The 22189-nt window shown below is 65.1% G+C and carries 20 protein-coding genes and 1 tRNA gene; 11 read left to right on the top strand and 10 right to left on the bottom strand.

Going from position 1 to position 22189, the window contains the following annotated elements; genetic code table 11:
* Nucleotides 1-9 precede the first annotated feature (9 nt).
* Complete coding sequence (locus ACXJ16_RS01725) at nucleotides 10-999, top strand: cation diffusion facilitator family transporter (RefSeq protein ID WP_463921090.1); 990 nt, start codon at nucleotides 10-12, stop codon at nucleotides 997-999.
* On the opposite strand, the gene ACXJ16_RS01720 is transcribed toward ACXJ16_RS01725, so the two are convergent.
* Nucleotides 996-1850, bottom strand: a complete 855-nt coding sequence (locus ACXJ16_RS01720) for a VOC family protein (protein WP_324696200.1) — start codon at nucleotides 1848-1850, stop codon at nucleotides 996-998. The genes ACXJ16_RS01725 and ACXJ16_RS01720 overlap by 4 nt on opposite strands.
* A 161-nt stretch (nucleotides 1851-2011) precedes the next feature.
* On the opposite strand from ACXJ16_RS01720, the gene ACXJ16_RS01715 reads away from it, so the two are divergent.
* Nucleotides 2012-2578 carry a nuclear transport factor 2 family protein gene (locus ACXJ16_RS01715; protein WP_324696202.1) on the top strand — a complete coding sequence of 189 codons (567 nt, stop codon included), beginning with the start codon at nucleotides 2012-2014 and terminating at the stop codon, nucleotides 2576-2578.
* Between the two features lie 129 nt (nucleotides 2579-2707).
* On the opposite strand, the gene clpX is transcribed toward ACXJ16_RS01715, so the two are convergent.
* The 4 genes from clpX to ACXJ16_RS01695 all read right to left on the bottom strand — a co-directional run bounded on the left by clpX (nucleotide 2708) and on the right by ACXJ16_RS01695 (nucleotide 6707).
* Nucleotides 2708-3970, bottom strand: coding sequence for an ATP-dependent Clp protease ATP-binding subunit ClpX (gene clpX / locus ACXJ16_RS01710; protein ID WP_054440653.1), 1263 nt, complete (start codon nucleotides 3968-3970; stop codon nucleotides 2708-2710).
* Between the two features lie 147 nt (nucleotides 3971-4117).
* Nucleotides 4118-4786, bottom strand: coding sequence for an ATP-dependent Clp endopeptidase proteolytic subunit ClpP (gene clpP / locus ACXJ16_RS01705; protein ID WP_054440656.1), 669 nt, complete (start codon nucleotides 4784-4786; stop codon nucleotides 4118-4120).
* Nucleotides 4787-4990: 204 nt separating this feature from the next.
* Complete coding sequence (gene tig, locus ACXJ16_RS01700) at nucleotides 4991-6547, bottom strand: trigger factor (RefSeq protein WP_054440658.1); 1557 nt, start codon at nucleotides 6545-6547, stop codon at nucleotides 4991-4993.
* Nucleotides 6548-6623: 76 nt separating this feature from the next.
* A tRNA-Leu gene (locus ACXJ16_RS01695) sits at nucleotides 6624-6707 on the bottom strand.
* Between the two features lie 202 nt (nucleotides 6708-6909).
* On the opposite strand from ACXJ16_RS01695, the gene ACXJ16_RS01690 reads away from it, so the two are divergent.
* Nucleotides 6910-7071, top strand: coding sequence for a hypothetical protein (locus tag ACXJ16_RS01690; RefSeq protein WP_165913258.1), 162 nt, complete (start codon nucleotides 6910-6912; stop codon nucleotides 7069-7071).
* Between the two features lie 3 nt (nucleotides 7072-7074).
* Here the strand turns inward: ACXJ16_RS01690 and sppA are convergent, their stop codons facing one another.
* Nucleotides 7075-8967: a signal peptide peptidase SppA gene (gene sppA, locus ACXJ16_RS01685; RefSeq protein WP_463921087.1), complete on the bottom strand. Its 1893-nt coding sequence runs from the start codon at nucleotides 8965-8967 to the stop codon at nucleotides 7075-7077.
* A gap of 201 nt (nucleotides 8968-9168) precedes the next feature.
* Between sppA and ACXJ16_RS01680 the strand changes: the two genes are divergently transcribed.
* The gene (locus ACXJ16_RS01680) at nucleotides 9169-10149 is read left to right on the top strand and encodes an aspartate carbamoyltransferase catalytic subunit (RefSeq protein WP_054440661.1); all 981 of its coding nucleotides are present in this window, start codon (nucleotides 9169-9171) and stop codon (nucleotides 10147-10149) included.
* Complete coding sequence (locus ACXJ16_RS01675; RefSeq protein ID WP_463921086.1) at nucleotides 10146-11387, top strand: dihydroorotase; 1242 nt, start codon at nucleotides 10146-10148, stop codon at nucleotides 11385-11387. The genes ACXJ16_RS01680 and ACXJ16_RS01675 overlap by 4 nt, the downstream gene beginning before the upstream one ends.
* A 140-nt stretch (nucleotides 11388-11527) precedes the next feature.
* On the opposite strand, the gene ACXJ16_RS01670 is transcribed toward ACXJ16_RS01675, so the two are convergent.
* From ACXJ16_RS01670 to ACXJ16_RS01660, 3 genes are read right to left on the bottom strand one after another with little or no spacing between them, the layout of a single operon-like run.
* The gene (locus ACXJ16_RS01670) at nucleotides 11528-12781 is read right to left on the bottom strand and encodes an SPOR domain-containing protein (protein ID WP_463921084.1); all 1254 of its coding nucleotides are present in this window, start codon (nucleotides 12779-12781) and stop codon (nucleotides 11528-11530) included.
* 23 nt (nucleotides 12782-12804) lie between these two features.
* Nucleotides 12805-13344 carry a hypothetical protein gene (locus ACXJ16_RS01665; RefSeq protein ID WP_243692667.1) on the bottom strand — a complete coding sequence of 180 codons (540 nt, stop codon included), beginning with the start codon at nucleotides 13342-13344 and terminating at the stop codon, nucleotides 12805-12807.
* Between the two features lie 2 nt (nucleotides 13345-13346).
* Nucleotides 13347-14072 (bottom strand): AAA family ATPase, encoded by a 726-nt coding sequence (locus ACXJ16_RS01660; protein ID WP_132469333.1) that lies wholly within the window; start codon nucleotides 14070-14072, stop codon nucleotides 13347-13349.
* A 291-nt stretch (nucleotides 14073-14363) separates the two neighbouring features.
* Between ACXJ16_RS01660 and ACXJ16_RS01655 the strand changes: the two genes are divergently transcribed.
* The 5 genes from ACXJ16_RS01655 to ACXJ16_RS01635 all read left to right on the top strand — a co-directional run bounded on the left by ACXJ16_RS01655 (nucleotide 14364) and on the right by ACXJ16_RS01635 (nucleotide 18761).
* Complete coding sequence (locus tag ACXJ16_RS01655; protein ID WP_324696214.1) at nucleotides 14364-15455, top strand: SPOR domain-containing protein; 1092 nt, start codon at nucleotides 14364-14366, stop codon at nucleotides 15453-15455.
* Nucleotides 15456-15518: 63 nt separating this feature from the next.
* Nucleotides 15519-16817 carry a DUF418 domain-containing protein gene (locus ACXJ16_RS01650; RefSeq protein WP_463921082.1) on the top strand — a complete coding sequence of 433 codons (1299 nt, stop codon included), beginning with the start codon at nucleotides 15519-15521 and terminating at the stop codon, nucleotides 16815-16817.
* 71 nt (nucleotides 16818-16888) lie between these two features.
* Entirely contained in the window at nucleotides 16889-17083 is a 195-nt protein-coding gene (locus ACXJ16_RS01645; protein ID WP_054435417.1) for a (2Fe-2S)-binding protein, read from the top strand.
* A gap of 113 nt (nucleotides 17084-17196) precedes the next feature.
* Nucleotides 17197-17676 carry a bacterioferritin gene (gene bfr, locus ACXJ16_RS01640; RefSeq protein WP_054435419.1) on the top strand — a complete coding sequence of 160 codons (480 nt, stop codon included), beginning with the start codon at nucleotides 17197-17199 and terminating at the stop codon, nucleotides 17674-17676.
* A gap of 26 nt (nucleotides 17677-17702) precedes the next feature.
* Nucleotides 17703-18761 carry an NAD(P)H-dependent flavin oxidoreductase gene (locus tag ACXJ16_RS01635; RefSeq protein ID WP_463921079.1) on the top strand — a complete coding sequence of 353 codons (1059 nt, stop codon included), beginning with the start codon at nucleotides 17703-17705 and terminating at the stop codon, nucleotides 18759-18761.
* On the opposite strand, the gene ACXJ16_RS01630 is transcribed toward ACXJ16_RS01635, so the two are convergent.
* Nucleotides 18748-20865, bottom strand: a complete 2118-nt coding sequence (locus ACXJ16_RS01630; protein WP_463921077.1) for a prolyl oligopeptidase family serine peptidase — start codon at nucleotides 20863-20865, stop codon at nucleotides 18748-18750. The genes ACXJ16_RS01635 and ACXJ16_RS01630 overlap by 14 nt on opposite strands.
* Nucleotides 20866-20982: 117 nt before the next feature.
* Here ACXJ16_RS01630 and ACXJ16_RS01625 point away from each other — a divergent pair, with 117 nt between their 5' ends.
* On the top strand, nucleotides 20983-22152 hold the full coding sequence (locus tag ACXJ16_RS01625; protein ID WP_054435422.1) for an AI-2E family transporter: 1170 nt from the start codon (nucleotides 20983-20985) through the stop codon (nucleotides 22150-22152).
* Nucleotides 22153-22189: the final 37 nt, after the last annotated feature.

The following is a 22189-nucleotide window of genomic DNA, read 5'->3' as shown; positions in this document are numbered from 1 at the left end:
GCCATCGCCATGGGAACCGCGCATAATCACCACGCTCACGACGATCATGAACATGGCCACGGACATGGCCATGCGCATGGTCACGGCCATTCGCATGGGCATCACCACCATGCCCCCCCGGCCCCGGGGGATGCCGGGAAGGCCTTCGCAATTGCGGTAGCGTTGAACGTCGGCTTCGTGATCGCCGAAGGCGCGGCCGGGCTCATCAGCGGCTCGATGGCACTGCTTGCAGACGCCGGGCACAATCTGTCCGACGTCCTCTCGCTCCTGCTCGCCTGGGCGGCCAGTGTGCTGGCGGCCCGTCCGCCATCGGAACGGTTCACTTACGGCCTCAAGAGTTCATCCATACTGGCGGCAATTGCCAACGCCGCGCTGCTGTGGGTCGCGATCGGTGCGATCCTGGTCGAAACGGTGCGGCGCTTCGCGGAACCGGCTCCTGTCGGCGGCACGACGATGATCGTGGTTGCCGCGATCGGCATCGCGGTAAATGCGCTGTCGGCGCTTCTCTTCGCCAAGGGCAGCAAGTCCGACCTGAACTTGCGCGCGGCATTCGTCCACCTGATGGCCGATGCCGCCGTATCGGCTGGCGTGGTCATCGCCGGCATCGTCATCATGTTCACCGGCTGGCAGCTCGTCGACCCGCTGGCCTCGCTCATCATCACCGCCGTCATTGCCTGGTCGAGCTGGGGCCTCCTGCGCGAATCGCTGCGAATGGGAATGATGGGCGTGCCCGAAAGCATCGACATCGCCGCCGTCCGCACGTTCCTGGAAAGCCAGCCCGGCGTGACGCGCGTCCACGATCTTCACGTCTGGCCGATGAGCACAACCGAAACCGCACTCACCGCGCATCTCGTCATGCCGGGGGCCGAGCGAGGCGACGGCTTCCTCCATGCCCTCAGCCATGATCTTGAGCACCGCTTCGGCATCGGCCACCCGACCGTCCAGATCGAAACCGACCTCGATTCCCCGTGCGCACTGGCGAGCGAGACGGTCGTCTAGCTCACGAATTCATGCCGCGCACCGAGGAAATCGTCTGGGTCGATCGCGAAGCCGGATGAAACGCAGCCGGAATGCGTCAGGCGCAGCTTGAGTTTTTCGGAGAAATGCGACCGGGCCCGCGTTTCATCGGCGATCTTCCAGACCAGCGCGTAGATGCCGTTCTGCTCCTTCGCCAGAAACGCGCCTAGCGGCCCTGCCTCCGCATCGTCCGGTGCGATGAACGCGACCCGCGTGTCACCGACGCGCAGCAGCACGCGCCGCGCCGGCTGCGGCATCGTGGTCCGCGTGTCTTCCAGAACTTCGCCGTCGACGATTTCGGTGAAGAAATGCAGGGCCGAGGCCATGTCTCTCGTTACGCAAGCGATGTGGTCCAGCCCCGTCACGGTGCAGTGGTGCCCTGCCCCGACGCGCGGGTCCCAGTTGCCGCGATCCCACGGATCGTTCGGCATCGGCAGTTCGCAGACTTCCAGAAGCACGCCGCCGGTCGATTCGGGACGGACGAAGAAGAACACGCCATAGTCGCTGGCGACAGTGCACCCGGCCTCGCGGAAGGCCGTGCTGGCTGCCTTGCCGTCCGCCACCTTGATCTCGAACGAATGGAACGCCTGCCCGATCCGCGCGGCCTGCCGGGCATAGGGCTTGGTCAGGTCTTCCGGATGGCGCGGCGCCATCGGCTCCACCATGTGATCCGTCACGTAAAGCAGCACCGCATCGCGGTCTTCGGCAGGGAAGTAGTTTTCCGCGAAGACCAGCCCGCCCAGTGCATCCTGGTAGAGCAATCGGCATGTATAGATGTCGGTGGTCGCATGGATCGTGTGAATGATCCGCGAAACGGCGATACGCCCGGTCAATGGCCCCTCCTCTTCGTTTTGCGGCAGGGTGCGCGGGTGCGCCGCCCATGCCAAGCCGGGCCGCGACAATCGGGTACAATATCGTGATTGCGGCAACGCGGCCGGCGATTAGGAGTTGTCCCTCCAGACGATAGACCTCCGCGACATGGGACACGATCAGGATGACCCGACTTTCCAATTCCCGAATTCTGCTGGCCGCCGCGCTGGGCTGTGCGCTCGTGCCGGGCATCGCCCTGGCGGATACCAAAGGCGACATCGAGGCGCGCTATGAGCAACTTCGCGTCGCCATGGATTCCCGGGAGCCTGCGCAGATCAAGCCATTGCTCGCCGCCGACTTCGTACGCACCGATCTTGGCGGCAACAAGATGTCTGCCGAACAGATGATCGAAGGGCTGACGATGGTTCCGGTGGACCCGGACCGCAAATCAGCCACTACCGTGCAGTCGGTCACGCTCAAGGGCGATGTTGCCGAGGTCGATCAGCAGCAGGTCGCCAGCGACACCCGTGAAGGGCGCGACGGGCAAACGCATACGTTCGGGATGACTTCGATCTCCCACGATACCTGGGTGAAGAGCGAAAAGGGTTGGCTGCTCCGGACGACGGAGACCCAATCGATGACGATTTCCCGTGACGGTACCGTCATGCGCACGATCAACAAGGGCGAGGCGATGGCCCAGGGCCGCCGCGGCAGCATGGGCCCACCGGCCCCAGCCCCGGGAAGCCGCTGATCTGCAGCCCCGCTGCCCCTCCGAAAGGACGGCAGCGGTTCATTTCCAATGAAAAGGCCCGCCCGGAACAACCGGACGGGCCTTTTTCATGAGGGCTGAACTTGAAGAGTTCAAGCCATCGCGACTGCCTCAGGCAGCCGCTTCGGTCTTGTCGCCCTTGAGCACACGAACGGGTTCCTTGCGGCCTTCGACCACGTCCTTGTCCACAACGACTTCGGCGATGTCGCCTTCGGTCGGCAGGTCGAACATGGTGTCGAGCAGCAGCCCTTCCACGATCGAGCGCAGGCCGCGTGCGCCGGTCTTGCGATCGATGGCCTTCTGGGCAATCGCTTCAAGCGCTTCGTCCGTGAAGGTCAGTTCGACTTCTTCGAGGTCGAACAGTTTCGCGTACTGCTTGATGAGAGCGTTGCGCGGTTCCTTCAGGATCTTGACCAGCGCCTCGATGTCGAGGTCGTTGAGGGTCGCGATGACCGGGAGACGGCCGACGAACTCGGGAATCAGGCCGAACTTGAGCAGATCTTCCGGCTCCGCCTTCTGGAGCAGTTCGCCCACGCGGCGCTTGTCCGGATCGGCGACATGCGCGCCGAAACCGATCGAACGCTTCTGGAGGCGGTCGGCGATGATCTTTTCAAGACCCGCAAAGGCGCCGCCGCAGATGAACAGGATGTTGGTCGTGTCCACCTGCAGGAATTCCTGCTGCGGGTGCTTGCGGCCGCCCTGCGGCGGAACCGAAGCGGTGGTGCCTTCCATCAGCTTGAGCAGCGCCTGCTGCACGCCTTCGCCCGAAACGTCGCGCGTGATCGACGGATTCTCGGCCTTGCGGCTGATCTTGTCGATTTCGTCGATGTAGACGATGCCGTGCTGCGCCTTCTCGACGTTGTAGTCGGAAGCCTGGAGCAGCTTGAGGATGATGTTCTCCACGTCCTCGCCCACGTAACCGGCTTCGGTCAGCGTGGTGGCGTCGGCCATGGTGAAGGGCACGTCGAACGTCTTGGCGAGCGTCTGCGCGAGCAGCGTCTTGCCCGAACCGGTCGGCCCGACGAGCAGGATGTTCGACTTGGAAAGTTCCACGTCGCCCTGCTTGCCGCTGTGCTTCAGCCGCTTGTAGTGGTTGTGCACCGCTACCGACAGAACGCGCTTGGCACGTTCCTGCCCGATCACGTAGTCGTTCAGCGTCTCGCAGATTTCGCGGGGAGACGGCACGCCGCCGTCCTTCTTGCCCGCGATCCCGGCCTTGGTCTCTTCGCGAATGATGTCGTTGCAAAGCTCGACGCATTCGTCGCAGATGAAGACCGTGGGTCCCGCGATCAGCTTGCGCACTTCGTGCTGCGACTTGCCGCAGAAGCTGCAGTAGAGGGTGCTTTTCGCGTCAGATCCGCTCAATTTCGTCATTTTCCGTCTTTAGGCCCGTTCGAGGCGACTCGTCCAGTCTACCCTGCTCCGGACCGGTTTTGCAATCCTAGGCCGATTCCCTTGCCCCCGTAATCCTTCAAGAGGACTGAAGGGCGGGGTTCGAAGACCCCACCCTTCCGGTCATGCTCAGGCGTCGGCCGGCTTGTCGCCATCAGGGCGCGTTTCGAAGACCTTGTCGACGAGGCCGAACGCCAGCGCTTCCTCGGCTTCGAGGAAGGTGTCGCGGTCCATCGCCTTCTCGATCTCGTCGAGCGACTTGCCGGTGTACTTCACGTAGAGATCGTTCAGGCGCTTGCGCATCCGCAGGATTTCGCGCGCCTGGATCTCGATATCCGAAGCCATGCCCTGCGCGCCGCCCGAGGGCTGGTGCACCATGATGCGGGCATTCGGCAGCGCGATACGCATGCCGGGCTCGCCGGCGGCCAGCAGGAAGCTGCCCATCGAGGCGGCCTGGCCGATGCACACGGTCGACACGCGCGGCTTGATGTACTGCATCGTGTCGTGGATCGCCATGCCCGCCGTAACGACGCCGCCCGGCGAATTGATGTACATCGAGATGTCCTTCGAGGGATTTTCCGACTCGAGGAACAGGAGCTGCGCGACGATCAGCGACGCCATGTGGTCTTCGACCTGGCCGGTGATGAAGACGATGCGTTCGCGCAGGAGGCGCGAGTAGATGTCGAAGCTGCGCTCACCGCGGCTGGTCTGCTCGACGACCATCGGCACCAGCGCGCCGGTCACGGGATCGGTAGTGAACTTTCCTTGGGCGCCCGTGGCGCCAAACAGGTCGAGCATGGGAGTCCTCTTCTGGTTTGGACCGCCTATGTCGCGTGCCCATCGCCGATGTTCAAGGGCTTTAACGATCTAACGCGGATGGATGTGGGATAACGTCCTCACGCGGCAGGCAGGCGGGCGGGATGGGAAGGCATCGGCCATACGAAAAACGGCCCGGCGCATCTCCTGCGCCGGGCCGCTTCACGAAATCAAGCCGAAAGGAGATCAATCCTCCTTGGCGGCAGCCTTCTTCTTGGCCGGAGCCTTCTTGGCCGGCTTTGCCTCGGCATCGGCTTCGGCAGCCTCATCCTTCTTGGCAGCGGCCTTCTTGGCGGGAGCCTTCTTCGGCTTTTCCTCGGCAGCAGGAGCTTCCTCGGCGGCCTCTTCCTTCTTGGCAGCAGCCTTCTTCGCCGGAGCCTTCTTGGCCGGCTTCTTGGCTTCGACCGTCTTTTCGCCGTCGGTGTCGGCCTCGATGGCGGCCTGGAGCTCGTCGCGGGTCACTTCACGCTCGGTGACTTCGGCCTTCTCGATCAGGAAATCGACGACCTTGTCTTCGTAAAGCGGCGCGCGCAGCTGGGCGGCCATCATCGGGTCCTGCTGGACATATTCGAAGAAGCGCTGACGATCTTCCGGGCGATACTGCTGGGCAGCCTGGCCGACGAGCATCTGCATTTCCTGCGCGGTCACTTCGACGCCGTTGGACTGGCCGATTTCCGACAGGAGCAGGCCAAGACGCACGCGGCGCTCGGCGATCTTGCGGTAGTCGTCCTTCTCGGCCTCGATCTCGGCGAGAGCGGCTTCCGGGTCTTCCTCGTGGCTGGCTTCGTGCGTGAGCTGCTGCCAGATCTGCGCGAATTCGGCTTCCACCATGGTCGGCGGCACGTCGAAGTCGTGGCCGGCGGCAAGCTGGTCGAGAAGCTGACGCTTCATCGCGGTGCGGGTAAGGCCGGCAGTTTCCTGCTCGAGCTGGCCCTTGAGCAGGCCCTGGAGCTGCTCAAGGCTCTCAAGACCCAGTTCCTTGGCGAAATCGTCGTCGATCTTGCTTTCGGCGGGAGCCTTCACTTCGTGCGCCACGATGTCGAAGGTGGTTTCCTTGCCGGCAAGGTTCGGAGCCTGGTAGTCCTCGGGGAAGGTCACGGTGATGACGCGCTCTTCGCCGGCCTTGATGCCTGCGAGCTGCTCTTCGAAGCCGGGGATGAAACGACCGGCGCCGATGACCAGCGGAGCCTTCTCGGCCTTGCCGCCTTCGAACTCGACGCCGTCGAGCTTGCCGGTGAAGTCGATGATGACCTGATCGCCGTCTTCAGCCGCGCCGTCCTTGGTTTCGAAACGCTGCTGCTGCGAGGCAATGCGCTCGACCGCTTCGGTCACGGCGTCTTCAGCGACGGGCACGACCAGCTTCTCGAGCTTGAGGCCGTCAAGCGAGGGGGCTGCGATCGTGGGGAGGATTTCGAGGCTGACGGTCAGCTCGGCGTCCTTGCCCTGCTCGTAACCCTCGCCGAGGGCGACGTCGGGGTTCATCGCGGGGCGCAGGGCGTGATCGGCGACCAGCTTGTCCATGGCTTCGCGGATAGCCGCGTTCAGCGCGTCCTGGTGGATCGCTTCGCCGTGCATCTTCTTGACGAGATTGGCGGGGACCTTGCCGGCGCGGAAGCCGGGCATCTTCACCTGCGGGGCGATCTTCTTGATTTCGCCTTCGACACGGGCCGTGATGGTCGTGGCGGGAATGGTCACCGTGTAGGCGCGCTTCAGGCCTTCGTTGGTGGTTTCGACGATCTGCATTTCAAATGCCTTCCTGTGCAATTCAACGGGCCTTACGGGCCAATTCTCGCGACTTATCTCCCCCAGGGCGGCGTAATGGTGCGGGCGAAGGGACTCGAACCCCCACATCTTTCGATACTGGTACCTAAAACCAGCGCGTCTACCATTCCGCCACGCCCGCAAAGATCAAGCCTGAAACTCAAGGGACGTGCCCTTATAAGGACACGCGGAAAAGGGCAAGCGCCGCGAGTCGCGCTATGTGCAAGTCCGTTGCGGCGTTCCCGCTGCGGGATGGATTGCCGCCACCCCGTCTTCCGCCGTCTTGCCCCTGCCCTGCACGCTGCCCACCTTGGATGGAACAGTGCAGAAATGAGAGGTAATCGATGGCCACGCAACCAGCCGACAATCCCGGTGACACCCCGCCGGAAACGCCTGTGCCCCCGGCCGACCCCGGCGAGCCGGACGCACCCACCGAGATCCCCGAAACCGGTCCGGATTTCGACCGGCCCGAAACCGGGCCGATCGAAATGCCTCCTCCGGACTGAACCTCAGTCGCGCCCGGCAAGGCGCGAGAACGTCTCCAGAAGGGAGATAGCTTTCGCGCCCCGCGGCTGTGCCGAGCCCGTCACCACCGGGCATTCCAGGCAATAGGCCTGCGCGCCCCGGGTAGAGAGCATCGCGGTCAGTTGCTGCATGGCCCGGTCCGCCTGCTGGTCCCGGCGCAGGGAAACCAGGCTGGCGAAATCGTAGGCGCCCATTCCGCCCAGCCGCGCCTGCTGCGGCTTCGAGGTCAGGCCATTGACGAAGCGGGTGATCGAATCCTCCTCGCCCTTGAGGTAGACGGCCTGGAACTTGCCGTTGCCGACACCGCCAAGGCGCGCTGCCTCTGCAAGGGCCGCATCGAGATTGCCGATCTTGTCGACCAGACCGATGCGGCGCGCCTCCTCGCCCGGCCAGACCCGCCCCTGCGCGATCGCGTCAAGTTTTTCCGGCGTCGTCTTGCGGGCGGCGGCGGAAAGGCCGACGAACTTGCGATAAGTGCTCTCGATCGAGGCCTGCAACATCCCTTCGACCTCGGGCGTGAGGCCCGCGAAAACATCAGGCTGGCCGGAAAGCGGCGTGGTCGTCACCCCGTCGCTCGTCACGCCGTAGTCCGCCAGCGTCTTCTCGAAGCTGGTCACGACCGCGAAGACGCCGATGGAGCCCGTGATCGTTTCGGGCTGCGCGAAAATCTGCTGGCCGGGCGTCGCGACCCAGTAGCCGCCGCTGGCCGCCATGTTGCCCATCGATACGACGATCGGGATCTTGCGCGCCTTGTAGCGCTCGATCGCGCGGCGAATCCGCTCAGCCGCCATGGCCGAGCCGCCCGGCGAATCGACCCTGACAACAAGTGCCTTGAAGCCCTCGTCGATATTGTCGTCCAGCAGGTCGGCGATACGGTCGCCCCCGGCCTGTCCCGGTCCGGCATCGCCATCGACGATCTCGCCCGCGATGGTGACGACACCGATTTTGGCGCCCTCACCCTTCTCGGGATTCGCAGCGAGCCACGGCTGAAGGCGGGTTGCCTTGTAAGGCAAGTCGCCGTTTTCGTCCTTGCCCGCGATTTCGGCGACCCGGTTCTCGAACTCGGTACGGTCGCCGATACGGTCGACCAGACCCGAAGCCTTGGCGCCCTGTGCGAAATCGCCGCCCGAGGCCTTGGCCCAGGCGATCGGATCGCCGGTCATCTGGTCAAGCCGGGCCTGCGGACGGGCGCGCGCGATGTCGGCCTTGTAGCCGCTCCAAAGCGCACCGTAGATATCCTGATAGGCCTCACGCGCGGCGGGCGACATGTCGCTGCGGATATAGGGTTCAACGAAGCTCTTGTAGGTGCCGGCGCGGTAGACATGGGCGTTGACCTTGAAGCGGTCGATCAGGCCCTTGAAGTAGAGGTGGTTCCCACCCGGCCCGGCGACGAAGGCACCGCCCATCGGATCGACCCAGACCTCGCTGGCATGGGCCGCCAGCTGGACGCCGTCATCGGCATAGGCATTGGCGAATGCGAGCACCGGCTTGCCGGCCTTTCGCACCGCGTCGAGCGACTTTCCGATCTCCTCGATGTGCACCATGCCGCCCCCGAGGAAGCGCGACAGATCGAGCACGACCACCTTGATCCGCGAATCCGTTGCCGCCAGCGTCAACGCGCGTTCGATATCGCGCGCCTGATACTCTCCGGCAGGTGCCTCGGTGCTCATCAGCAGCTTGAGCGGATCGATGTTGCTCTTCTCCTCGACGATGTTCCCGTCGAGTTCGAGGAGCAGCGCGCCGTTCTCGATCTTGCCCGCCGAAGGCCGTGCGGTGAGCGCAGCATAGAGCAGCGCGAAGAACAACAGCAGGAAAATCAACGCCAGGGCATCCTTCACGCCCACCAGCAGTTTCCAGATCTTGCGCGCGAACGTCATGAATTCACCAGCCTTTCGATCCCCATGCCATAACGCCCGAACGGCGGCGCGGCCAGAGCAAGCGAAAGGGAAGGAACCGATACCGCCCAAGTTCCCGTCCGTGCCAAACCCGCAAGCAAGGCCGCTGTACCCAAGAGATAGCCCGCCGACCCAAAATACACCTTGAGCCCACCCCCACCCGAGCCTAAGGCCTTGTCTTCGATGACAGCACCAGAATTCATTTACCCGGAAGGCTCCGCAGCCTTCCCGCATCGCAGCCTCGTGGGCATCGGCGGGCTCGCCCCGCATGAGATCATGTTCCTGCTTGACGAGGCCCAGCAATGGGTCGATCTCAATCGGGGCACGCAGAAGCGCCGGGACCTGCTTTCCGGCCTGACGATCATCAACGCCTTCTTCGAAAACTCGACGCGTACGCTGCTGAGCTTCGAGATCGCCGGAAAGCGCCTGGGCGCCGATGTCGTGAACATGGCGGTCGCCACGTCCAGCGTGAAGAAGGGCGAAACCCTGATCGACACGGCGATGACCCTCAACTCCATGCGCGCCGATGCCATCGTCATCCGCCACGCCAGCTCGGGCGCGGTGCATCTTATCTCGGATCTCATGGATTGCCCCGTGCTCAACGCCGGAGACGGCCAGCACGAGCACCCCACCCAGGCCCTGCTCGACGCGCTGACGATCCGCCAGGCCAAGCGCGCCTTCAACGGCCTGCGCGTAACGATCTGCGGCGACATCCTGCACAGCCGCGTTGCCCGTTCCAACATCCTCTCGCTCAATTCACTGGGTGCCGAGGTGCGCGTCTGCGCGCCGCCCGCCCTGCTGCCCGCCGATATCGAGCGAATGAACGTCAAGGTCTTCCACGATTTCGACGCGGCGCTGAAAGGTGCCGACGTGGTGATGATGCTGCGCCTCCAGCTCGAACGCATGGAAGGCCAGTTCATCCCCTCGCCCCGCGAATATCGCCACCTCTACGGCCTCTCGCTCGATCGTCTTGCCAAAGCGGAAGGCAATGCCCTCGTCATGCACCCCGGCCCGATGAACCGCGGCATCGAGATCGACAGCAATGTCGCCGACCTCGTCGGCCGCTCGCAGATCACCACCCAGGTGGAAATGGGCGTCGCCATGCGCATGGCCTGCCTGGAAGTTCTGACCAGACGGGCACGCGGTGTGGAGGGCTGGGCATGAGCAACAACGCGCCCCTGACCGTGACCGGCGGCAAGCTGATCCTGCCCGATGGCACCGTAACCGCCGGCGCGCTGCGCAGCGAAGGCGGCTTCATCACCGCCCTCGGCGCCGACGTCGCCCCGCAACCCGGCGACGAAGTTCACGACGCCCGCGGCAAGTTGATCGCTCCCGGCCTCGTCGATATCGGCGTCTTTGCCATCGACAAGCCCGCCTTCCATTTCGGCGGGATCACCCGCGCCGCACTGATGCCGGACCAGAACCCGCCGCTCGACGTGCCGGCGCGTGTTCGCTTCGCGGCCCAGTCGGGCAAGCCGGACCTCTGGGTCCACCCGCTCGCCGCCGCGACGCAGAACCTTGAAGGCAAGGCGCTTGCCGAAATCGCCCTGATGCGTGACGCCGGTGCGAAGGCCGTGACCACCGGCCGCCAATGGATCGGCGATTCGGGCACGATGCTCCGTCTGCTCCAGTATACCGGCATGCTTGGCATGGTCGTGCTCTCGCACCCGGAAGATGCCGGGATCACGGGCAAAGCCGTTGCCACCTCGGGCGAGATGGCAACCCGCCTCGGCCTGCCCTCCGCGCCTGCCGAAGCCGAAGCCATCGCCATTTCGCGCGATATCGCCCTTGCCGAACTGGCGGGCGCCGCGATCCACTTCCGCAAGGTCACGACCGCCCGGGGCCTCGACCTCGTGCGCCGTGCGAAGGATCGCGGGCTCAGGGTCACGGCGGGTGTCACGCCCGCCTACTTCATGCTCTCCGACCTCGCGCTGGCGGGCTTCCGGACTTTCGCGCACCTCTCGCCCCCGCTGCGCTCGGAAGACGACCGCAAGGCCGTGATCGCCGCGATCGGCGACGGTACGATCGACGTGATCGCCTCCGGCCACGACCCCCGCGGCCCCGAGGACAAGCGCCTGCCCTTCGCGGATTCCGCCCCCGGCATGGCCGGCGCCGAAACCCTGCTGCCGCTGACGATGAATCTCGTGCGCGACGGTGTGATCTCGCTCTCGCGCGCCTTCGAACTGATCGCGACCAATCCGGCAAGGCTCCTCGGCGTCAATGCGGGCAAGCTGGAAATCGGGGCCGAAGCGGATATTGCGATCGTCGATGCAGACCGGCCGTGGATCGTCGATTCGGACAAGATGGCGGCCGCTGCCGGAAACACCCCGTTCGACAAGCAACCCGTGCAGGGCCGCGTGCTGGCGCTGTTCAAGGGCGGCGTTGCCGTGAAGGCGAAGTAAGGGATAGGCGGGCCCCAAGTATCTGCTTAGGCCCCTGCCCCCAATTCCCCTGAAACCAAAAAAAGACGGCTCCTGTCCGAAGACAGGAGCCGTTTAGTTCACATGGAACTCAGGTGCGAGGCCAGGGCCTCGCGGAAACTCTAAAGCTCGGCGCGGCGCATCTGGTTGGTGCCGACGCCGCCCGGCAGCGGCCGCTGCTGGGCATAGGCGAGACAGGGATTGCCGCCCTGTCGCACGCTGGAACATACCGACTGGGCGGCGCGCTGGTCGAAGCCTTCGGCCGCGACGCGGTAATAGGTCTGCCCGTTCACTTTCGCCTCGGTAATGCGAAGACCGTGGCCTTTGAGCGCGGGATTGCGGGACTGGATGATCCCCCAGGCGCGGCGGGCACCGTCCATCGTGCGGAAGGAACCGAGCTGGACAAGATGCGTAGCCTGGGTTGAGCTCACAGTCTGCGGCTTGCGAGAAGGCACTGCCTTGCGGACCGGAGCGGGATTCGCGGCAGCCATCCGAACCGGCGCGGCAGGCATGGCCACCGGTGCGGGTGCCGCTTCGGCGGTACGGCTGGTGCCCCAGAAGCTCTCGCCGGTCTGGACGGGCGGCAATTCGCCGGTCGGTGCGGCAGGCGCCGGTTCGGGCGCTTCCACACGCGCCATCTGGACGTTGCCCGCAGGCGTATCGAGCGCAAGCATGGCCGGTTGCCCCGGATCGCTGCGCAGCGGTGCGCCGATAAGGCCGGCGATGCGGGCGCGGGACTGGTCGGGCCGCGCGGCGGCAGCCCACTGGCCGAGGCGCGCATCGAGCTGGTCCGCCGGAACGTCCTGCGAAGCGATCAGGCGAGCTTCGCTCCAACGCCCGTCAAGCGCATAGGCATAGGCGAGGTTCTGGCGGGCCTTGGGTGTATTCTCGCCGCCGCGCACGACGTCGGTCAACACGGCGACGCCTTCGGCGGGTTGCCCTGCAAGCGAGATGGCAAGGCCATAGTCGCTGGCGGGAATCCGGTCGTGAAGGCGTGCCAGCACTGCCGTCGCTTCGGCGGAGCGCCCTGCGCCAATATAGGCAAGCGCGGTGCCGAGCCCCGTCCGGGGGCTCTGGTCGCCCAGCGAAACGGCATCCTCGAACGTGGTCGCCGCCGAATCGAACCGACCCGCGGAAAGATAGGCCTGCGCCAGTGCAGCACGGGCCGAACCATCGCGCGGGGAGCGGGCCACGCGCTGTTCGGCACGGGCGAGATCCCTGTCGGCGCTCCGACCGGCCTCGGCGTCACCTGAAATGGCAGTCGCTCCGGTCGCCGCCAGCGGCATCTGCCCCGCGCAGCTCACAAGAAGCGCCGCGGCCATCGCGGTGCAGACGGCAAGTCCGGCATTGCGGGCACGAATGTTGAGGCGGTTCATCGGATCGACCCTTTGGCCCGGCATCAACCTCGCCCGCCGACCGTGACGGTCAGCGGCGCGATTTCCGGCATTTCGGAGAGGAACTTGTCGAGCGCCTCGGTCACGAGGACTTGCGCGCTGCGGTTCAGCAGCACACCGGCCATCCTGAGCCGGAAGTGACGTTCCGCATCAAGACGCAGCGTGAAGGCCGCGCGGCGACCTTCCAGCCCGGACGAACGCGTCGGCAGGGCGCCGCGATTCATGCGCTCGGAGATCGCCTCGATCTGGCGGACCACGTCAGGCACCGGCGCGCTGGCAGGCAGTTCGGTGCTCGGACCGGGCAGCGGCGCCGTTTCCGGCAGACCAGCAAGTTCCCGATCGCACCGCTCCGGATCGTTCCGAGCGCCCTCGCTCTGGCCCCAGTCGTTCCAGCCGAGATCCTCGATACGTGCGGTATCGACCGGAAATCCGCCGATTCCGAAGTTCGCCGCGTCCTGACGGCGCATCGCCGGGCGGGCGCGGCCCTTGCGGGCAAGCAGGCCCGGCGTCAGCGAGGCAAAGCCGTGTTCGCTCATTCCGGTCATCGTCAGGACCCTGCAACACGGCGGCCGAAGCCACCGACGGGACGAGGCGCACCGGGCGTGGCCGTCTGTCCGGCAAGCTGGGGCGCGGAAAAGACGGTGCGGCGGAAATTGCGTTCGAGACGGTCGGAAACGTAGTTCCACAGCGCCGTCACTTCCTGTGCCGAGCGCCCGTTGGGATCGACTTCCATGACCGTGCGGCCATCGATCATCGAGGCGGCGAAGTCCGTCCGCTGGTGCAGCGTGACCGGCGCGACCGTCCCGTGCTGCGACAGCGCGACGGCAGCCTCGGCAGTGATGCGGGCCTTGGGCGTGGCCGCATTGACGACAAAGATCAGCGGTTTGCCGGAACGTTCGCACAAGTCGACGGTCGCCCCTACAGCGCGCAGGTCGTGCGGGCTGGGGCGTGTCGGCACCACGATTAGTTCGGACACCGAAATGACGCTCTGGATCGCCATGGTGATCGCCGGCGGCGTATCGATCACGGCGAGCTTGAAGCCCTGCTGGCGCAGCACCTGCAAATCGCCGGCGAGACGGGCCACGGTAGTCTGGGCGAAAGCGGGATATTCGGCCTCGCGCTCGTTCCACCAGTCGGCAAGCGAGCCCTGCGGGTCGATATCGATGAGGACGACGGGGCCAGCTCCGGCACGCTGCGCCTGCACGGCGAGATGACCGGAAAGCGTGGTCTTGCCCGAACCACCCTTCTGCGATGCCAATGCCAGTACGCGCAAAGCCGTTACCCCCCGAGGACGCCGCCGGAAAAAATCGGCGACCCACAAGAGGCTGGATCGCAGATCGTTCCTAATTTAGGGTTAATCCCGAGGGACCGTTCCGGCCTCTCCCATGCCGCGTCCGCCCCGTTGGCCGCGGTGGGGCAGACGCGGCCGCAACATTTATTTTACCATCGAGGTTAACGCGACTTTCGCCCTTACATGGGCATTTTCCAGGATCTTCGGATGGAACGGCGAACACCTTCGCTTACCATGACCGGGACCCGGCGACGAAATTGGGGCCAAAGCAACGTGCGGAAAAATCTACGCTCCCTTCGGCTCGGCCTGTGCGGCTGCACACTGGCGGGAATCGCCTTCACACCGGCGCTGGCCGATGTGAAGGCCGGAGTCGATGCCTGGTCCGCCGGGAACTACCAGGCCGCCGTCCAGCAGTGGAAACCCCTTGCCGACAAGGGTGACGCCGACGCCGAATTCAACCTGGCGCAGGCCTACAAGATGGGCCGCGGCGTTCCGCTCGATCCGGCCAAGGCAGAGGATCTCTACGGCAAGGCAGCGGCCAAGGGCCACATCCAGGCGGCCGACACTTACGGGCTCATGCTGTTCCAGCGGGGCGAGCGCCAGAAGGCCCTTCCCTATCTGGAGGCGTCCGCCGCGAGGGGCGATGCACGGGCGGAATACATTCTCGGCGTTGCGCATTTCAACGGGGATGTCGCGACGAAGGACTGGGTCCGGGCTTACGCGCTCGTCAGCCTTGCCCGGCAAGCCGGACTGCCCCAGGCCGCCAATGCGCTGGCGCAAATGGATGAGCATATCCCGCTGGAAGATCGCCAGAAAAGCGTCCAGCTCGCCGCCCAGCTTTCCAGTGAGGCCGAGGCGAATCGCGCCAGGCAGACGGCGGGCGCCGAACTTGGCAGCCCGGCGCGCGCTGCGCCCACGCCCACGCTTCCCAGGGTGGCTGCGGTGAACGGACCCGCCAATGCCGGTGCGGACTATACGCTCGCCCCGTCACCCCGCCCGGCCGCCACCTCCACGCCATCGCGCATCGCCGCCGCAACTCCGGTGCCCAAGGCCGAGCCCGTAAAGGCCCAGCCGCCGAAAGCGCCGGCTCCGAAAGCGCCAGCTCCGAAACCACAAACTTCACCGGCCGCCGCGGCCGGTGGCTCCTGGCGGCTCCAGCTTGGCGCCTTTGGCGTGTCCGGCAATGCCGAAAAACTCTGGGCCTCCATTTCAGGCCGCCCGGAAATGGCAGGAAGCCGGCGCCAACTGGTGCCCGCAGGCAAGCTGACAAAACTCTATGCCACCGGTTTTTCCAGCAAGGCACAGGCGGAAAAGGCCTGCGGGGCGCTCAGGGCTTCGGGCAAGGAATGCATCGTCACCTCGTAGTCTTCGGCTCACCGTCGACTCGAAACGGTTGATCGCTTACTCTCCCGGCCGGGAGAATGAGGAATGCCGAAAACGATCACGGGCGAACATGCCCGTGCAGTCCACCGTGCGCCCGAAACACCGCCCGCACCCGGCGGCGGCCGCATCGTCACGCTCGACCTGATCCGCGGCGTAGCCATTCTCGGCATTCTCGCGATAAACGTGTCCGGCTTTGCCGGGCCTGCCATCGGCACATTATCGCCGGACTTTCCTTCCCCAAGCAACTTCGCCAACGAAGCCGCGTGGGGCTTCGGATTCCTGTTCTTCGAAGGAAAGATGCGGGCACTCTTTGCCATGCTGTTCGGCGCCGGGATCGCCCTGCAATGCGAACGCATGGATACGGCAGGACGCGACGGCGACGTGATCCAGGTGCGCCGCCTGTCATGGCTCATGGTATTCGGCACCCTGCATTACCTGCTGCTCTGGTGGGGCGACATCCTGTTCGTCTACGCCTGCTGCGGCCTTGCCCTCCTGTTCCTGCGGCGCCTTTCCGGCCCTGTTCTGCTCGGCATTGCCGCAGGTATTTCCCTCACCGCCATGGCCATCGACTTCTGGTCCACGCTCCCGCTCGTTCGCGCAGAAGAAGCAGTAAGGCTGGGAACCGCCAGCCTCTCCCAGCAACAGGACGTCTTCGCGCGGCTGGAGCTCTACCGCCAGAATGTCGCGGCGCAGGCCCTCCTGTACCACTCGGACTTCACCGATATCGCGCTGACCAAGCTGCGCGGCGATCCGTTCTGGCTGTTCCGGATGACGGCCCACGCCTGGAGCGAAGTGCTGCCGCTCATGCTCATCGGCGTCGTGCTGCTTCGCGGCGGCTTCTTCTCCGGCACATGGCCCCGCCGCAGGATATGCGCGCTGGGCCTTGGCGCTGGCGCGACCGGCCTCGCTCTCACGAGCGCCGTTCTCTGGTGGAGCTGGTCCCGGCACTTCCCGCCGATCGCCATGGCCGCGCTGCTGGGCGAAGGACTGTTCGTGCCGCACCTGCTGACGGCGCTGGGCTACGCATCCCTGCTGATACTGGCCGCTCCGCGCCTGACCCGCACCGGCCTGGGAAGACGGCTCATGGCGACAGGGCGCGTCGCCTTCAGCAACTATATCGGGACCAGCCTGCTGATGTGCTGGCTGTTCTACGGATGGGGGCTGGGGCTTTACGGACAGGTCGGTCCGCTGGGCCAATGGCTCTTCGTGGCGATTGGATGCGCGGCCATGCTGGGATGGAGCGAATTGTGGCTGAGTCGCTTCCAAAGAGGCCCGCTGGAGCTGCTCTGGAGGGCTCTCGTACTGCAAAAACGGTTGAAAAATCGCCTCCCCGCAACGGCTTGAAAGGCAAATGAAGAACGCTATTGCGATCCATTTGCATTTGCATATGATGGTCTCCCAAGAGGATTCGCATCATGTACGTCTGCATCTGCAATGCCATTCGTGAGACCGACCTGCGTACCGTTGCCCGCTGCTGCCGCGGCGATGCCACGGCGCTTTACGGGGCTCTCGGACATGCGCCGCAGTGCGGACAGTGCCTGGACGAAGCCGAAGATATTATCGCCGAGGAATCGGCAACCGCCAACGCGCCACTGAGCGCGGCAGCCTGACCCTGTAACAAGGCGGTCAAACCCGGCTTCGGTCGGGTGTTTTCGCGCGCCTGCTTGCCTTGTCAGTTCGGAGGGGCCATAATCCGCCCGAACAAATTCAGGAGCATCCCCCCATGAAGGGCGACCAGCAGGTCATCGACTATCTCAACAAGGCGCTCTTCAACGAGCTTACCGCGATCAACCAGTACTGGCTGCACTACCGCATGCTCGACAACTGGGGCATCAAGAAGCTGGCGGAGTACGAACGCCACGAATCGATCGACGAGATGAAGCACGCCGACGTGCTGGCCGATCGCATTCTCTATCTCGATGGCCTCCCCAACTTCCAGGCGCTTGGCAAGCTGCGCATCGGCGAAAGCGTCGAGGAAGTGCTCAAGGCCGATCTCGCGCTGGAATACGATGCCATCCCCCTGCTCCGGGATGCGATCGCACACTGCGAAACCGTGCGGGACTTCGTCAGCCGCGAGATTTTCGCCCGCATTCTCGAAAGCGAGGAAGAACACGTCGACTTCCTCGAGAAGCAGTTCGACATGATCGAACGTATGGGCATCCAGAACTACTGCCAGCTCCAGAGCAAGCCGGCCGAGGACTGACCGAAACCGGAGGCGCGCAAGACCGCATGGATTTTCTCGCGCGCCTCCAGCTTTCGGTCCCCCTGATACAGGCACCGATGGCGGGCACTTCGACACCCGCGCTCGCCGCTCAGGTTTGCGAAGCCGGTGCATTGGGCTCAATTGCCCTCGGCGCCATCGGCCCTGAAGCGGCGCGACAACAGATCGCCCAGTTGCGCAGCCACACGGCCCGGCCTTTCAACCTCAACCTCTTCGTTCACGAGACACCTCGGCCCGATCCCGCCGGAGAGCAGGCCTGGCTCGAAGCGCTGGCTCCCACTTTCGCGCTGTACGGCGCGCAGCCGCCCACCGCGCTGGAAACGATCTACGAAAGCTTCGCCGGCAACGCGGCCATGGTGGATGTGGTCCTCGAGGCCAGGCCAGCGGTCGTCAGCTTCCATTTCGGACTGCCGGAAGCCGCCACGATCGATGCGCTGAAACGGGCAGGATGCCTTCTGCTCGGCAGCGTCACCAGTCTGGCCGAGGCCGAACTATCGCGCAGCGCCGGGATCGACGTGCTCGTTGCGCAAGGGTGGGAGGCCGGCGGTCATCGCGGCATGTTCACCCCCGATGCGCCGGACGACCGGCTCGGCACCTTCGCGCTGACACGCCTGCTCGTTTCATGGGGCAAACTGCCGGTGATCGCAGCGGGCGGGATCATGGACGGCCGCGGCATTCGCGCCGCCCTCGATCTCGGCGCAGTGGCCGCGCAGCTCGGAACCGCTTTCGTCGCCTGCCCCGAGAGCAACGCCGATGACGGCTACCGCGCACTGCTGGCCTCCGATGCCGCATGGCACACGGTGATGACCCGGGCGATCTCGGGCCGTCCGGCGCGGTGCCTCGCCAATCGCTTCACGCAGCTTGGGCAGCGCGCGAATCTTCCGCCGGTTCCGGCCTATCCGCGCACTTATCATGCCGGAAAGGCGCTCAACGCCGCTGCCCTGAGCCAAGGAGAGGCCCTGTTCGGCGCGCAATGGGCGGGACAGGGCGCACCCTTGTCCCGCGCCTTGCCGGCGGCGCAGCTGGTTGCCCTGCTGGCCGCCGAACTCTCGTCTACTCGGCCTTAGCAGCAGGAGCAGCGGCCTTGTCGGTGCGATACTTGTCGAACCACGCAAGGATCGCCGAGGCTTTCGCCGCCGATTGCGAGGGCCGTGCGGCAATGCCACCATGGCTAGCCCCCGGCACCTTGACCAGCGCGGTGGGCACGCCGCGGATCTGCAGCGCCGCGTAATACTGCTCAGCCTCGCTGACGGGCGTGCGATAGTCGTCCGATCCCACCACGACCATGGTCGGCGTCTTGACGTTTCCGACCAGGCTCAGCGGCGAGCGGCGCCAGTATTCCATGGGATCTTCCCAGGGCTTCTTGTCGAACCAGTAACGCGATGTGAACGGCGTGGCATCCATCGTCAGGGCTTCGCTGATCCAGTTGATCACAGGCTTCTGCGTGACGGCTGCCTTGAAACGGTCGTTCTTGCCGACGATCCACGCCGTCAGCACGCCGCCGCCCGATCCCCCGGTGACGAAGAGGTTGTCAGGATCCGCCACCCCGTCCGCGATCGCGGCGTCAACCGAAGCCATGAGGTCGTCGTAGTCGGTGCCGGGATAAGCCCGGTCGATCAGGTTGGCGAACTCCTCGCCGTAGGACGTGCTCCCGCGCGGATTGGTATAGAGCACCGCATAGCCGTGCGCCGCGTAGAGCTGGTAATCCGTGGAGAAGCCCGGTGCATAAGCCGTGTTCGGCCCGCCATGGATTTCAAGGATCAGGGGCGCCTTCCTGCCCGGCGCCAGGCCCGGCGGCGTCACCAGCCATGCATCGATTGAACGGCCGTCCGGCGCGGTTACGGCAAGCTTGCGAACGGGCGCCAATGCCTTCGCATCCATCCATGTGCCGTTGATGTCGGTCAGCTTGCGCCCTGCCCCGCCGCCCGACACCCAGAGATCGGCTGGCCGCTGGGCCGTGCCCGAGGTATAGGCGATGCGCCCGTTGCCGGACACGCTGAAGGCGCCTCCGGTATAGGGACGGTCGAAGTGATCACCCGGGCTCAGCCCCTCGACGACGTTCTTGATCGAACCGTCCAGCCCCACCCGCGCGACATGGGTCTTCGCGTGATCGTCATACTGAACCATGATCGCCGAATTGCCCGCCCAGTCGAGCGCATCGATCGAGTGGTCGAAGCCCTTGGTCAGCAACCGCGAACCGGTGCCGTCGATATTCATGACGTAGAGGTCTGAATTCTCGTAGGAACGGTTGACGTCATCGAAGCCCACATAGGCGACATGCTTGCCATCCGGCGAAACCACGGCGCCGGCGTCTGGCCCATTGCGCGAGGTCAGCGCCGTAACCGCGCCGCTGGCGAGGTCGAGCGCGTAGACTTCCGAGTTGTTGATATCGCGCTGCCAGTTCTCGTGGCGATTGGCGCTGAACAGGATACGCTTTCCGTCCGGGGTCCACGACAGCGGCCCGCCATCGTCGAAATCGCCGAAAGTGAGCTGGCGCGGTGCGCCGCCCTCGGCGGAGACGAGGAACAGGTGGTCATAGCCGGGCTGCGCATAACCGCCGCCGTCGAAACGGTAAGTCACGCGGTCGATCACCTGGAGCGGTTCAGCCCATTGCGCACCCTCCGGCCGATTCGCCGGCTGCGAACCCATCTTGGCACCCTCGCCCGGCACCCGCATGGTATAAGCGATCTGGCGGCCGTCTGGCGACCAGGAAAGACCGCCGGGGCTGTCAGGAAGTCCCGTCACCTTCACTTTCGCGCCGCTGTCCAGCCAGAGCACGTAAAGCTGCGGCGCGCCGGTTCCGTCGCTGGAAACGAAGGCGAGCCGCTTGCCATCCGGCGACCAGCGCGGCGAAAAGTGCGCGCCCGCACCCGTGACGAGAGGCCGCTGCACCCCTGTTGCCGCATCGACCAGCCAGATCGAAGGAACGACCTTGTCCGCCATCACGTCGGCCGCGGCGCGAACGTAGGCTATGCGGCTGCCATCCGGGGAAATCTGCGGATCGGTAACGCCGGACAGCTTGAAGAGATCGTCGGGAGTGAACCCGCGCTCGGGCCCCTTGGCCGCGGTGTCCTCCGCCGCCAGCGCGGGCGAAAGCGGAACAGCCGCGCAGGAAAGCGCGAGTACAGCCAGCCGGAAGGGCAAGGCGCGATAGGCCAGAGATCTGGGCAAGATGGAGAGCTCCCCGCTCGAATTGTAGGATGACACTCTGTCGCGCAGAGCCGATGAAAAATCCAGTCAGGATGCCTACCGGGATTGCCTCTCCCGAAATCGTGCTAAGACAGGGTCATGGAGCAACCTGAACGGCCACCTTACACCATCGAGGACTACGGTTTCGGCGTCCTCGTCATTCTCGTCACCGCGGCATTCGCCTGGCTATTGCTGCCCTATTTCGGAGCCGTGCTCTGGGGCGTGGTCGCCGCGATCCTCTTTCAGCCCCTGACCGCCAGGCTCGCCACCCACCTCGGCGGCCGCAAGAATCTGGCGGCAGGCCTCATGCTGCTGATGCTGCTGGCAATCTTCATCATTCCCACCCTGCTGCTGGGCGCCAGCCTCGTGCAGGAAGTCTCGACGATCTACGAAAAGGTCCGGGACGGGCAGATCAATGTCCCGCACATGCTCGAACAGTTCCGCGCGGCCCTGCCCGATTCGCTGGAACGGATGATCGACCGCTACGGGCTCACCGATTTCGAGAACCTTCGCCGCCAGTTCGGCGCGGGCATCGCCAACGGGTTGCAAGGGCTCGCCGCAAGGCTGCTTTCGGTGGGCCAAGGCGCGCTCAGCTTCCTCGCGGCGCTGGGCGTGATGCTCTACCTCACCTTCTTCCTCCTGCGCGACGGCGACCGGTACGGCGCCCTGATCCGCGATGCCATGCCGCTGCGCCCGCATCTGCGGGACCGGCTGGTGAGCAACTTCATCGTCGTCGTGCGCGCAACGATGAAGGGCACCGTGGTTGTCGCGGTGGCGCAGGGCGTGGTGGGCGGTACGATCTTCTCGCTGCTGGGCATCGAGGGATCGCTGCTCTGGGGCGTAATGATGGGCTTCTTCTCGCTGCTGCCAGCCGTCGGCACCGGCCTCGTCTGGGTACCCATGGCCGGCTACCTCTTCGCGACGGGGCAGGTCTGGCAAGGCGCGGTCCTGGCCTTCTGCGGCATGTTCATCATCGGCATGATCGACAACATCCTGCGCCCGATCCTGGTCGGCCGCGATACCCGGATGCCCGATTTCGTGGTGCTCATCGCAACGCTGGCGGGCCTGCAGATCTTCGGGCTCAACGGCTTCATCGTCGGCCCGGTGATCGCGGCCCTGTTCATCGCGGTGTGGAACCTCATGCGCGAGATCAAGAACAGCGACGGCCTGCTGGAACCCGACGCGATCGACATCGAGGAAGTGGAAGTCGAGGAAAGACAGGCCGAATCCCCCAGCTCCGAAGCCGAAGTGGCAGCGCACCCCTCCTGATACGAAACAGGCCGCCGGAGACGATCTCCGGCGGCCT

The sequence above is a fragment of the Novosphingobium sp. TK71 genome (assembly GCF_055361505.1).
Note: the sequence above shows the minus strand (reverse complement) of the source record. Positions and strands in the feature narration are given on the sequence as shown.